Origin of the sequence: Pseudomonas sp. NBRC 111143, from assembly GCF_001320965.1 — a bacterium.
Classification (GTDB): domain Bacteria; phylum Pseudomonadota; class Gammaproteobacteria; order Pseudomonadales; family Pseudomonadaceae; genus Aquipseudomonas; species Aquipseudomonas machongensis.
Genome location: NZ_BCBT01000047.1, coordinates 40,372 through 52,676, shown reverse-complemented (window position 1 = coordinate 52,676; position 12,305 = coordinate 40,372). Strand labels below are relative to the sequence as shown.

Here is a 12,305-nt window from a genome sequence, read left to right as displayed (position 1 = left end):
ATCTGTGGGAGCGGGCTTGCCCGCGAAGAATTCAGCACTGTTCTAGCGTCTACACCGCCGCCTTCTTCCCGCGCACCGCTACCGGCCCGGCGTTGGCTTCCACCTGCTGCCTCAGACCGGCACACAGCCCAAGCATGAACGCCAGTTCTGCAACCACGAACAGTGGCCCGATGATCAAGCCGCTGACATCGTCGACGAAGGCGGGCTTCCTGCCCTCGTAGGCATGCCCGACGAACTGGATGATCCAGCCCAGCACGAAGGCCCCGAGCCCGGCACTCAGCCACAGCCCGGTGCTTTGCAGCGCCAGCCATTCGCCTGCCCACAGGCACAGCCCCAGCAACACGCCCATCACCAGCCCGAAGCGCAGGTCCAGGCGCAGGTAGAACCACACCGACGCTGCCGCCACCAGCAGCGCTGGCGACAGCCAGATGCCGGCAACCGGCCAGCCGGGTCGTGACAGCAGGATGCTGACCGCCAGCACGATCAACGGAATGCCGACGAAGTGCGTGGCGATGTTGCGCGGGTCGCGATGATAGGCCGCGTATTGACTCAGGTGTTCGACGAGGTTTTTCATTGTTGTTCCTCCATCAGGGGTAGCGACAGCTTGCCCCGTTCATCCGCCGTCGTCTGTCGCCTGGCCGACAGAGTCCGTTCAGAAGAGGTGTCATGGACAACCCCCAAGCCTGGCGTGCGCAGTTGAGCCACGGCCAGTGGTTTCGGCAGTTGCCCGCTCAGGTTCAGGATAGCCTGCTGGCATTGGCGCGTTCACGTGAGCTGGCGGCCGGACAGTGCCTGTTCCAGCGTGGAGATCCGCCCTGCGGTTTGTATGCGGTGCTGGAGGGCGCCATGCGCGTCGGCGCGGTCAGCCGTGAGGGCAAGGAAGCGCTGTTGACGTTGGTCGAGCCGCCTTACTGGTTCGGCGAGATCAGCTTGTTCGACGGCCAGCCACGCACCCACGATGCCTTTGCCGAAGGTGTCACGCAGCTGTTGTGGATCCCTCAGGCAGCGCTGCTCGACTGGTTGGCGCAGCATCCGCAGCACTGGCGCGACCTGGCTTTGCTGATGAGTCACAAGCTGCGCTGGGTGTTCGTTGCGCTTGAGCAGCAGCACTTGCTGGCCGCGGGGCCGCGTGTGGCCCATCGGCTGTTGCAGATCGCCGAAGGCTATGGCGAGCGCGATGTTGCCCAATGGCGCCTGCAATTGTCGCAGGAGCAATTGGCGCTGATGCTGTCCCTGTCGCGCCAGACCATCAACCAGATCCTCAAGGCGCTGGAGCAGGCGGGGGTGGTGCAACTGGGCTATGGCGAAGTGCTGATCCTCGATGCGCCGAGGCTGCGGGAGATGGCCGCGCATCCAGGCTGACCAAGGTATCGATCATCGCCCGTGCTGCCGGTGACAGGCGATAGCCGCTGCGGCTGATCACCCCGCAACGCACGCTCAGCACTTCCAGCCCCGGCGGCAGGTTGCGCCAGTGCAGGCGTACCAGGCGCCCCGCGGCCAGGTCCTCGGCCACGGCTTCCTCGCTGGCGCTGCCGAGGGTATCGCTGGCCAGCACCACGCTGCGCAGCACTGCCAGGTGTTCGGTCTGCAGGTGCGGGATGAAATCGCTGCGTCCGCTGAGATTGGCCAGGCGCTTGCGTACACCGGGGGTGAGCAGGGCGCTGGCCAGGGGGTAGGCGAACAGGTCGTTGGTCGACAGGCTGTCCTTGGCCAGCAGCGGATGGCCGGGACGGCAGAAGAACAGGCCTGGGCGCGGGTTGAGCGGCTCGGTGTGGAAGTTGGGGTCGGCCTCGAAGGGGCGGATATCGTCGACGAAGAACTCGATCTGCTCGCGGCGCAGTGCTTGGCCCAGGCGTTCGGCGTTGTCCACCTGCAGCTCGGTGCGAATCCCCGGATGCTGGGTGATGAACTGCTGCAGGGCGTCGGGTACCAGTCGTGCAGCCAGGGCTGGGCCGCTGCCGAAATGCAGTTCGCCGGCGTCGAGCTTGGTCATCTGCAGCACGTCGTTGCTCAGTTGTGCGGCCCCCTGAACCAGGCGCCGGGCATGTTGCAGCACCACCTGGCCTTCGGGGGTCGGTTGCAGCGCCTTGTTGCCGCGATCGACCAGGGCGCAGCCGAACTCCTGCTCCAGGCCCTGGATGGCGCGACTGAACGCGGGCTGGGTAATGCCCATGGCTTCGGCAGCGCGGACGAAGCTGCGGTACTCGGTGAGGGCGATGAAATAGCGCAGTTGGCGAAGGTCCATATCGAGATTCTGCGGAGTAGAGAGGGCTCGTTTTAGACCTTGTTACTTATTCCGTCAACGATGGTTTAGTTAGTTGTTTAGCTGATTTTGTTATTTAGAGGGGCGGGTAAGCCCGCCCCCCAAGCGCGGCGCGACTTTCACAACAGGCTGAACGGATAACTCACGATCAGCCTGTTCTCGTCGAAGGCGTTGGTGCTGAAATCCCTGCGCATGGTGGAGTTGCGCCATTTCACCGACAGGTCCTTGAACGTACCGGACTGGATCACGTACGCCAGTTCGCTCTCGCGCGCCCACTCCTTGCCATCGGTGATGCTGCCGACATGCACGTTGTCGCCCTTGATGTAGCGGTTCATCAGGGTCAGGCCGGGGATGCCGACGGTGGCGAAGTTGAAATCGTGGCGCAGTTGCCAGGAGCGCTCCTTGGCATTCTCGAAGCTGGCGTTGTAGCTGTCGTTGGCCAGGGTGCCGCCGCTGGTGCCGTTGACTCGCATCCACTCGTCATCGCCGCCGACCTTCTGCAGGCCGACATAGAACGTATGACCCTGATAGCGCGCCGAAAGCATGGCCGAGGCGGTGCGGTTGTCCAGCTTGCCGGCACGCTCGGCGCCGTCTTCCTTGCCGATGAAGTAGCCCAGGTTCGCCCCCAGGGTCCAGTCGCCCAAGGGCTGGCTGTGCACCAGGTTGAAGTACTGCTGGCGGTAGATATCCTTGAGCTGGGCGTCCCACACGCCGACCAGGGTGCGCTTGTCGTTGAAGCTGTACTCACCCCCTGCAAAGTTGAAGCGGTCGGAGGTGAAGCCCGGGCGGCTGAACAGCGCCATGTCCTCCATGCTCGCGTCGTTGCGCGGGCTGTTGCCACGGAACTGGCCGGCGTACAGGGTCAGCCCGGTGATCTCCCTGGAGGTGATCTGGCCGCCGCGGAAGGTCTGCGGCAGCGAACGACCATCGTCAGAGCGCAGGATCGGCAGTACCGGCATCCATTCGCCGACCTTGAGCTCGGTCTGTGAAATCCTGGCCTTGAGCGCGACACCCAGGCGGCCGAAGTCGTCGGCGGGGCGACCATCGTCGTGCACTGGCAGCAGCTGCGTGCCGGCCGTCCCCTTGCCGCCATCGAGCTTGACCGAATACAGCCCCAGCACATCGACGCCAAAGCCGACGGTGCCCTGGGTGAACCCGGAACGCGCGTCGAGGATGAAGCTTTGCGTCCATTCCTCGGCCTTGCCCTGGGCCTTGGCAGGGTCGACGAAGTTGCGGTTGATGTAGAAGTTGCGCAGGTTGAGGGTGGCCTTGGCGTCTTCCACGAAGCCGCCGTCGGCGGCGAGGGCGGGGAGGGCGCAGGACATGGCCAGAAGGCCCGGCAGCAGTGGGCGTGCGGGTTGCAGAATGCTCATCTGTCGTGGATCTCTTGTTTTTATGGGCGAGTCGGAGCGCTGCGGCCGGAGGCTGCAGGTCGACGCTTTATTGATGAACTTGTGCAACGTTGCGTGAAGGATGGTGCGTGATCGGGCCTGCGGCGAGCAATTCGTCGGAAGTGGAACGGGGCGATAATCGAACGCATTGTGTGAGGCGGGGTGTTGTTACCGGAAAACAAAAAGCCCACCGCGAGGGTGGGCTTGATGCTGTTGCCGGATCACTCAGCCTTTGGGCGAGTCCACCGAAGCCTGCTGGTTGGCCTGTCCGGTCTGCTCGTACCAGCCACCGCCGAGCGCCTTGTACAGGTTGACCTCGCTGGTCAGCTGCGACAGGCGATCGCTGATCAGCGCCTGCTGGGCACTGAACAGGTTGCGCTGGGCGTCGAGGAAGGTCAGGTTGCTGTCGATACCGATGCGGTAGCGACGCTCTGCCAGACGGTAGTAATCCTGGTTGGCGGCAACCAGGTCACGTTGGGCCTGCAACTGCTCTTCGAAGGTCTTGCGCGCCGCCAGGCCATCGGAGACTTCCTGGAAGGCGGTCTGGATGGTCTTTTCGTACTTGGCGACGTTGATGTCCTTCTGGATCTTCGAGTAGTCCAGGCTGGCGCGCAGGCTGCCGGCGTTGAAGATCGGCAGGTTGATCTGCGGTTGGAACAGCCAGGTCCCCGACCCCCCCTTGAACAGCCCGCCCATGTCCGGGCTCAGGGTACCGGCGTTGGCGGTCAGGCTGATGCTCGGGAAGAACGCCGCGCGGGCTGCGCCGATGTTGGCATTGGCAGCCTTGAGCAGGTGCTCGGCTTCCTGGATGTCCGGACGCCGCTGCAGCAGGTCGGACGGCAGGCCCGCTGGCACGTCGGCCAGTTGGTCGGCGTCGAGCTTCAGCGAGGCCGGCAGGTCCGCCGGTACACCGGTGCCCAGCAGCACGGTCAGGCTGTTCAGGTCCTGCGCCACCAGACGCTGGTACTGCGACAGCTTGACCCGCGCGCCTTCGACAGCGGTGCGCGCCTGGCTCAGGTCAAGTGCGGAGGCCACGCCGACCTCGTTGCTGCGGCGGGTCAGGTTGTAGCTTTCTTCGTAGGTCTTGAGCGTTTCTTCGGTCAGCTTCAGCAGCGCCTGGTCGGCCTGCCAGGTGTAGTAGGCGTTGGCCACGCTGGCCACCAGGCTGATCTGCGTGGAGCGACGTGCCTGCTCGCTGGACAGGTAGGTCTCCAGGGCCTGTTCGCTCAGGCTGCGGACGCGGCCGAACAGGTCCAGCTCATAGGCGCTGACGCCCAACGTTGCCGAGTACTGGCTGGTGATGTTCGCTTCGCCGGTCTGCGACAGGTTGCCCGGAACCCGCTGGCGGCTGCCGCTGCCGGTGGCCGAGACCGCCGGGAACAGGTCGGCGCGCTGGATGCGGTACTGCGCACGGTAGGCATCGATGTTCAACGCGGCCACACGCAGGTCGCGGTTGTTGACCAGCGAGGTCTGGATCAGCTTCTGCAGCGCCGGGTCGTGGAAGAACTGGCGCCAGCCCTGTTCGGCGGCGGCCACGTCTGCCGACTGGGTCGGCGAGTACGCAGGGCCTTGCGGCCACTGCGCGGCCACCGGCGTTTCCGGGGTCTGGTAGTCAGGAATAAGCGAGCAGCCGCCGAGAATGAAAGCGGTTACCGCCAGGGACAACAAAGACTTGGTCATTGCCCAGCCTCATTACGTGGAGTTTCAGGGGTGGCGTCGGTGTGCGGCTCTTTGCTGCCGAACAGCGACGACACTGCTACGAAGAACAGCGGTACCCAGAAGATCGCCAGCACAGTCGCACTGATCATGCCGCCGATCACCCCGGTGCCGATCGCGTGCTGGCTGCCAGAGCCTGCGCCGCTGGCGATGGTCAACGGTACCACGCCGAGGATGAATGCCAGCGAGGTCATGATGATCGGGCGCAGACGCATACGGCACGCCTCGATCGTCGCATCGAACAGGCTCTTGCCCTGTTCGTGCAGCTCTTTGGCGAACTCGACGATCAGAATGGCGTTTTTCGCCGCCAGGCCGATGGTCGTCAGCAGGCCGACGAGGAAGTACACGTCATTCGACAGCCCGCGCATGCTGGTGGCGATCAGTGCACCGATGATACCCAGCGGCACCACCAGCACGACGGCGATCGGGATCGACCAGCTTTCGTACAGCGCTGCCAGGCAGAGGAACACGAACAGCAGCGAAAGGGCGAACAGCGCCGGCATCTGCGAACCGGAGAGCTTCTCCTCGTAGGACATGCCGGTCCAGGAGTAGCCGATGCCCGACGGCAGTTCGCCGACGATGCGTTCGACCTCGGCCATGGCCTCACCGGTACTGTAGCCAGGCGCCGGGGCACCGAGGATCTCGACTGCTTCCACGCCGTTGTAACGCGACAGCTTCGGCGAGCCGTAGGTCCATTCACCGGAGGCGAAGGAGGAGAACGGCACCATCTCGCCCTGGCCGTTGCGCACGTACCACTTCTGCAGGTCTTCGGGGCTCATGCGGGCACTGGAGTCGCCCTGGATGTACACCTTCTTGACCCGGCCACGATCGATGAAGTCGTTGACGTAGCTGCCACCCAGCGCGATCGACAGGGTGTTGTTGATGTCGGCAATGGTGACGCCCAGGGCACTGGCGCGCTCATCGTCGACGATCAGCTGGTACTGCGGCTCGTCGTTCAGGCCGTTGGGGCGCACTGCGGAGAGGATCTTGCTCTGCGAGGCCTTGGCCAGGAACTGGTTGCGCGCTTCCATGAGCTTCTCGTGGCCGACGCCGGCACGGTCCTGGAGGAACACGTCGAAGCCGGTGGCGTTACCCAGTTCGAGCACTGCCGGCGGTGCGAAGGCGAACACCATCGCATCGCGGAAGCTGAAGAAGTGCTGCTGGGCGCGGGTCGAGAGATTGAACACGCTGTTCTCGGCCGAACGCTCGCCCCAAGGTTTGAGCATGATGAACGCCATGCCCGAGCTCTGGCCTCGACCGGCGAAGTTGAAACCGGTCACGGTGAACACCGACGACACGGTGTCGGCTTCGTCCTTGAGAAGGTATTCGCGCATCTTGTCGACGACCACCTGGGTGCGTTCGGCACTGGAACCGGCTGGGGTCTGCACCTGGGCGAAGAGTACGCCCTGGTCTTCTTCAGGCAGGAACGCGGTGGGGATGCGAGTGAACAGCCAGATCATGCCCACCACGATCAGCGCATAGGCCAGCAGGAACGGGATCTTGTTGCGCAGGATGGTACCGACACTGCGCTCGTAGCCCTTTACGCTGCGGTCGAAGTTACGGTTGAACCAGCCGAAGAAGCCGCCCTTGGCCGTGTGGTGCTCACCCTTCTTCAACGGCTTGAGCATGGTCGCGCACAACGCCGGGGTGAAGATCAGTGCAACCAGCACCGACAGGCCCATGGCCGATACGATGGTGATCGAGAACTGGCGGTAGATCACGCCGGTGGAGCCGCCGAAGAAGGCCATCGGCAGGAGTACCGCCGAAAGCACCAGGGCGATACCGACCAGTGCGCCCTGAATCTGCTGCATCGAGCGCTTGGTCGCTTCCTTGGGCGGCAGCCCTTCTTCGGACATCACCCGCTCGACGTTTTCCACGACGACGATGGCATCGTCCACCAGCAGGCCGATGGCCAGGACCATTGCGAACATGGTCAGGGTGTTGATGCTGAAGCCTGCGGCGGCAAGGATGCCGAAGGTGCCCAGCAACACCACCGGAACGGTCATGGTGGTGATGATGGTGGCGCGGAAGTTCTGCAGGAACAGGTACATCACCAGGAACACCAGGACCACGGCTTCGATCAGGGTGTGGATTACCCCGCTGATCGATTCGGTGACCACTGGCGTGGTGTCATACGGGAACACTGCCTTGACCCCGGGCGGGAAGAACGGCTCGAGGTCGCTGATGGTCTTGCGCAAGGCCTTGGCGGTATCCAGGGCGTTGGCGCCGGTTGCCAGCTTGACCGCCAGGCCCGAAGCCGGCTTGCCGTTGAACTGCGCGCTGACCGCGTAGTTCTCACCGCCCAGACCAACCTTGGCGACGTCACGCAGGCGCACCTGCGAGCCATCGCTGTTGACCTTGAGCAGGATCTTCTCGAACTGCTCGGCGGTCTGCAGGCGAGTCTTGCCGATGATGGTGGCGTTGAGCTGGGTACCTGGCATCGCTGGCAGGCCACCGAGCTGGCCGGAAGAAACCTGCACGTTCTGCGCAGTGACGGCGGTACGCACATCGACCGGGGTCAACTGGAACTTGTTGAGCTTGGCCGGATCGAGCCAGATACGCATGGCGTACTGGGCACCGAACACCTGGAAGTCACCAACGCCGGCAGTCCGCGAGATCGGGTCCTGCATGTTGGAGACGATGTAGTTGGCCAAGTCGTCCTTGGTCATGCTGCCATCTTCGGACACCAGGCCGATCACCAGCAGGAAGTTCTTCACTGCCTTGGTGACACGGATACCTTGCTGCTGCACTTCCTGCGGCAGCAGCGGGGTGGCCAGGTTGAGCTTGTTCTGCACCTGCACCTGCGCGGTGTCGGCGTTGGTACCCTGCTCGAAGGTAGCGGTGATGGTCATGCTGCCGTCGGAGTTACTTTCCGAAGACACATAACGCAGGTTGTCGATACCGTTGAGCTGCTGCTCGATGACCTGTACCACGGTGTCCTGCACGGTCTGCGCCGAGGCGCCCGGGTAGGTCACGGCGATGGCGATGGCCGGCGGCGCGATGCTGGGGTACTGGTTGATCGGCAGTTTCAGGATCGACAGGGCCCCGACCAGCATGATCACCAAGGCGATCACCCAGGCGAAGATCGGGCGATCGATAAAGAACTTCGACATGGTTTACTCCGCTTTGGCGTCTGCTTTCGCGGCGCTGGCCTGTTCAGGGCTGCCCGGCTTCTTGACGTTGGTGGCTTCGCTGACCTTGACCTCGACACCTGGACGCACGAACTGCAGCCCCTCGGTGATCAGGCGGTCGCCCGGATTGAGGCCTTCCTCGATCAGCCACTCGTTGCCCAGCGTGCGGCTGGCCTTGAGTTGACGCAGTTCCACCTTGTTATCCTTGTTCACCACCAGTGCCGTGGGCGAGCCCTTGAGGTCGCGGGTCACACCTTGCTGTGGGGCTAGGATCGCGTTGGCATTGACACCAGCTTGCAGGCGGGCATGCACGAACATGCCCGGCAGGAGGGTGTGGTCCGGGTTGGCGAACACCGCACGCAGGGTCACCGAGCCCGTGGTTTCATCGACCGAGACTTCGGAGAACTCCAGGCGGCCTTCACCGGCGAACGTGCTGCCGTCTTCGAGCACCAGCTGCACCTTCGCGGCATTGTCGCCAGCCTTCTGCAGACGGCCGCTTTCCAGGTCACGGCGCAACTTGAGCAGTTCGGCGGTGGACTGAGTGACGTCGACGTAGATCGGGTCGAGCTGCTGGATGGTGGCCATGGCGTTGGTCTGGCCATTGCTCACCAGCGCGCCTTCGGTGACCGACGAGCGTCCGATGCGACCGCTGATCGGCGCCAGCACCTTGGTGTAGCGCAGGTCGATCTGCGCGCTCTTGAGCGAGGCTTCGGCCTGCAATCGTTTGGCATTGGCGTCGTCATATTCCTGTTTGGAGACGGCCTGCTCGTCGATCAGCTGCTTGTAGCGCTCGGCCAGCGAGCGGGTAGCCTGAAGGTTGGCCTGGGCATTACCCAGGTTGGCTTCATAGACGGCGGGATCGATCTGGTAGAGCTGCTGCCCTTCCTTGACGTCGCTGCCTTCCTTGAACAGGCGCTTGAGAATGATGCCATTGACCTGTGGACGGACTTCGGCGACGCGATAGGCGCTGGTGCGCCCTGGCAGTTCCGAGGTCAGGGTGAAGGCCTGCGGCTGCAGGGTGACGACGCCGACCTGAGGAGCCTGCGCTGCAGGCGCGGCTTCTTCTTTCTTGCAGCCACTGAGCAGGGTTGCAAGGGCGACGGCGGAAACCAGGGCGGTAACGGCTGGCTTGAATTGCATCAGGATCCTCGGGTCGCAGGAGCAGGGGGAGCTCAAGAATAGTGGAAGAGTCTTTTCAGAAAAATCGCTATCGAGTGGATTAGTAGCTTACTAACGAATATACTTACATTCATGGTTGTTTGTAAATACCGCGTGGTGGTACCAGGCTACTACCGCAAAACGTGATTAATGCATCCGGGAGTCGCCCTGCAGAGGCGAACCCGGCCCAAAGCCCGGGCGATTCTCGTGCCGGGCTCAGATGAGGTTGAGCTGCCATGGTCCGTCGAACCAAAGAGGAAGCCCAGGAAACCCGCGCCCAGATCATCGAGGCGGCGGAAAAGGCTTTCTACAAGCGCGGAGTTGCGCGAACCACCTTGGCCGATATCGCCGAGATCGCGGGCGTCACCCGTGGTGCGATCTACTTGCATTTTAGTAACAAGGCCGAGCTGGTCCAGGCGCTGCTCGACAGTTTGCACGAGACCCATGACCATCTCGCGCGTGCCAGCGAAAGCGAAGACGAGCTCGATCCGCTCGGCTGCATGGGCAAGCTGCTGTTGCAAGTGCTCAACGAGCTGGTACTGGACGCCAGGACCCGGCGTATCAATGAAATCCTGCATCACAAGTGCGAGTTCACCGATGAGATGTGTGAAATCCGCCAGCAGCGACAAGGCGCCATCGTCGAATGCCACGAAGGCATTTCCCGCGCCTTGGCCAATGCGGTACGCCGTGGCCAGTTGCCCGCCGACCTGGATGTCGAGCGGGCGGCCATTGCCATGTTCGCCTATGTCGACGGCCTGATCGGGCGCTGGTTGCTGCTCCCGGACAGCTTCGACCTGTTGCGCGATGCGCAAAAATGGGTCGACACAGGGTTGGATATGCTGCGCTTGAGCCCGGCCCTGCGCAAATGACACTTTGTTAAGGATTGTGATGAAGTTTTTCCCGGCAGGATTAAGCCGGGGTTAAAAGGGCCGCTTTGCGGCCCTGGCCTTTTCAATGCCCCCGTAATTGCCGGTCTGGCAACGCCAGTGCCGCCAGCAGCCCCAGCACTGCCGCGCCGGCACTGGCCAGCAGCAGGTATCGGAACGTCACCAGCAGATGCGCCTGGGTCGCCGGATCCGTCTCGCCGCCCTTCAGGCTGCCCAGCAACGGGTTGCCCAGCACCTCGAGCCCTCCGAGATGCAGCAGCGCCAGCAGCAGGCTGGACATGCAGGCCACGCCCATCGCCCCACCCAACGAGCGGAACAGGTTGGTGGTGCTGGTAGCCACACCGATATCCTTCATGTCCACCGCGCTCTGCGTCCCCACCAGCGAGGTCGGGAACTGCAGCCCGCAGGCGATACCGGTCAACAGCATGAACAACCCGCCCAGCCAGGCTGACTGCGGCGGTGTGAGGGCCATGCCGAGGATCGCCAGCGGCATCAGCAGCGCGCCCGCCAGGATCTGCGGCTTGTAGCGTCCGGTGAATGTCGTCAGGCGGCCTGCGCTGAAGGCGCCCAGTGGCAACCCCATCGCCAACGGCAGCAGGTTCAGCGCGGCACTGTCGGCGCCGGCACCGGTGATGCTCTGGAAGCGCAGCGGCATGAGCATGGTCAGTGAGATCGACTGGAAGCTGGCGAAGAAAATCACGCACCAGCACAGCACGGCGACCCGGTTGCCAAACAGTTTCAGTGGCAACAGCGGCTCCTGGCAGCGGCGTTCATGGGCGACGAACAGCACCAGGCCCAATACCGCGCAGGCAAACAGGGCCAGCACCGGCGCCGCGGTCCAGGCATGCCCTTGACCCACCAGGGTGATGCCCAGCAACAAACTGCCCAGGCCCAGGATCAGCAGCAGTGCACCGATATAGTCGACCTGTGCTTCCCGGCGTTGGACCGGCATGCCCATCAGCGCGCGGCGGATCACCCACCAGGCGCAAAGCCCCAGCGGCAGGTTGATCCAGAACACCCAGCGCCACGACAGATATTCGGTCAGCCAGCCGCCGAGCACCGGGCCAGCCACGCTGGCCAGGGCGTACATGCTGCTGAAATAACCCTGGTAGCGCCCGCGCTCGCGAGGCGGGACGAAGTCGCCGATGATCGCCTGGCTGACCGAGACCATGCCGCCCGCGCCGATGCCCTGCAGCACGCGCGCCAGCACCAGTTGTTCCATGTTCTGTGCCAGGGCGCAGAAGATCGAGGCCAGGGTGAACAGTGCGGTGCCGGTGAGGATCATGCGCCGACGGCCATAAAGGTCGCCCAGCTTGCCGTAGATCGGCACGGCCACGGTCATGGCAACCATATAGCCGGAGATGACCCAGGCCAGCAGGCCGACATCGTTGAACTGGGCAGAAATGGCCGGCATGGAGACGGCGACGATGGTCTGGTCGAGGGCACCAAGAAGAATCGCCAGCATCAGCGCGCTGAGCACGCTACGCAAGTCGGCGGGAGGCAGGGCGGCGGTCACGGGTCACACCTTGTGGTCGGAGGTAGTGAAATTGTGCCGTTCGTCGGCGGCCCGTGGCGAGTGAAATGGCTGCGAACGAGACGGGGATTGTAACCTGAGTTAGGTAGCTTCCTATGTACTGTCTGCATCGCCTATGCACGATCGGCATAAGCGCTTTCACACGAACGCGCATGGCCGCGTGATATCGTGCAGGTTCATAGCAGCCGAAATACACTGGTTTGCACCCATTTGGTGCATTGTGAC

General features: G+C 63.4%; 9 protein-coding genes. 2 read left to right on the top strand and 7 right to left on the bottom strand.

The features are described from left to right. Nucleotides 1–49: 49 nt before the first annotated feature. Nucleotides 50–574 (bottom strand): DUF962 domain-containing protein, encoded by a 525-nt coding sequence (locus APH44_RS21845; RefSeq protein WP_054894504.1) that lies wholly within the window; start codon nt 572–574, stop codon nt 50–52. Nucleotides 575–666: 92 nt separating this feature from the next. Here APH44_RS21845 and APH44_RS21840 point away from each other — a divergent pair, with 92 nt between their 5' ends. Then, the gene (locus tag APH44_RS21840; protein ID WP_054894503.1) at nt 667–1,362 is read left to right on the top strand and encodes a Crp/Fnr family transcriptional regulator; all 696 of its coding nucleotides are present in this window, start codon (nt 667–669) and stop codon (nt 1,360–1,362) included. Here the strand turns inward: APH44_RS21840 and APH44_RS21835 are convergent. The 5 genes from APH44_RS21835 to APH44_RS21815 form a co-directional block, all read right to left on the bottom strand. Continuing rightward, entirely contained in the window at nt 1,262–2,245 is a 984-nt protein-coding gene (locus APH44_RS21835) for a LysR family transcriptional regulator (RefSeq protein WP_054894502.1), read from the bottom strand. The two genes, APH44_RS21840 and APH44_RS21835, sit on opposite strands and share 101 nt — an antisense overlap. Before the next feature lie 137 nt (nt 2,246–2,382). Beyond that, nucleotides 2,383–3,636 (bottom strand): OprD family porin, encoded by a 1,254-nt coding sequence (locus tag APH44_RS21830; protein WP_054894501.1) that lies wholly within the window; start codon nt 3,634–3,636, stop codon nt 2,383–2,385. Nucleotides 3,637–3,879: 243 nt separating this feature from the next. Further along, nucleotides 3,880–5,334 (bottom strand): AdeC/AdeK/OprM family multidrug efflux complex outer membrane factor, encoded by a 1,455-nt coding sequence (locus tag APH44_RS21825; protein WP_054894500.1) that lies wholly within the window; start codon nt 5,332–5,334, stop codon nt 3,880–3,882. Continuing rightward, nucleotides 5,331–8,483, bottom strand: coding sequence for a multidrug efflux RND transporter permease subunit TtgB (ttgB, locus tag APH44_RS21820; RefSeq protein WP_054894499.1), 3,153 nt, complete (start codon nt 8,481–8,483; stop codon nt 5,331–5,333). The genes APH44_RS21825 and ttgB overlap by 4 nt, the downstream gene beginning before the upstream one ends. A 3-nt stretch (nt 8,484–8,486) precedes the next feature. Then, nucleotides 8,487–9,641, bottom strand: a complete 1,155-nt coding sequence (locus APH44_RS21815; RefSeq protein ID WP_054894498.1) for an efflux RND transporter periplasmic adaptor subunit — start codon at nt 9,639–9,641, stop codon at nt 8,487–8,489. A gap of 254 nt (nt 9,642–9,895) precedes the next feature. On the opposite strand from APH44_RS21815, the gene APH44_RS21810 reads away from it, so the two are divergent. Next, the gene (locus APH44_RS21810; RefSeq protein ID WP_054894497.1) at nt 9,896–10,528 is read left to right on the top strand and encodes a TetR family transcriptional regulator; all 633 of its coding nucleotides are present in this window, start codon (nt 9,896–9,898) and stop codon (nt 10,526–10,528) included. A gap of 82 nt (nt 10,529–10,610) precedes the next feature. On the opposite strand, the gene APH44_RS21805 is transcribed toward APH44_RS21810, so the two are convergent. Continuing rightward, nucleotides 10,611–12,062, bottom strand: a complete 1,452-nt coding sequence (locus APH44_RS21805) for an MDR family MFS transporter (protein ID WP_054894496.1) — start codon at nt 12,060–12,062, stop codon at nt 10,611–10,613. Nucleotides 12,063–12,305 lie beyond the last annotated feature (243 nt).

Excerpts from the sequence above, each read along its gene's own strand:
- APH44_RS21845 (WP_054894504.1), bottom strand. The coding sequence starts at position 574 with ATGAAAAACCTCGTCGAACACCTGAGTCAATACGCGGCCTATCATCGC.
- APH44_RS21840 (WP_054894503.1), top strand. The coding sequence starts at position 667 with ATGGACAACCCCCAAGCCTGGCGTGCGCAGTTGAGCCACGGCCAGTGG.
- APH44_RS21835 (WP_054894502.1), bottom strand. The coding sequence starts at position 2,245 with ATGGACCTTCGCCAACTGCGCTATTTCATCGCCCTCACCGAGTACCGC.
- APH44_RS21830 (WP_054894501.1), bottom strand. The coding sequence starts at position 3,636 with ATGAGCATTCTGCAACCCGCACGCCCACTGCTGCCGGGCCTTCTGGCC.
- APH44_RS21825 (WP_054894500.1), bottom strand. The coding sequence starts at position 5,334 with ATGACCAAGTCTTTGTTGTCCCTGGCGGTAACCGCTTTCATTCTCGGC.
- ttgB (WP_054894499.1), bottom strand. The coding sequence starts at position 8,483 with ATGTCGAAGTTCTTTATCGATCGCCCGATCTTCGCCTGGGTGATCGCC.
- APH44_RS21815 (WP_054894498.1), bottom strand. The coding sequence starts at position 9,641 with ATGCAATTCAAGCCAGCCGTTACCGCCCTGGTTTCCGCCGTCGCCCTT.
- APH44_RS21810 (WP_054894497.1), top strand. The coding sequence starts at position 9,896 with ATGGTCCGTCGAACCAAAGAGGAAGCCCAGGAAACCCGCGCCCAGATC.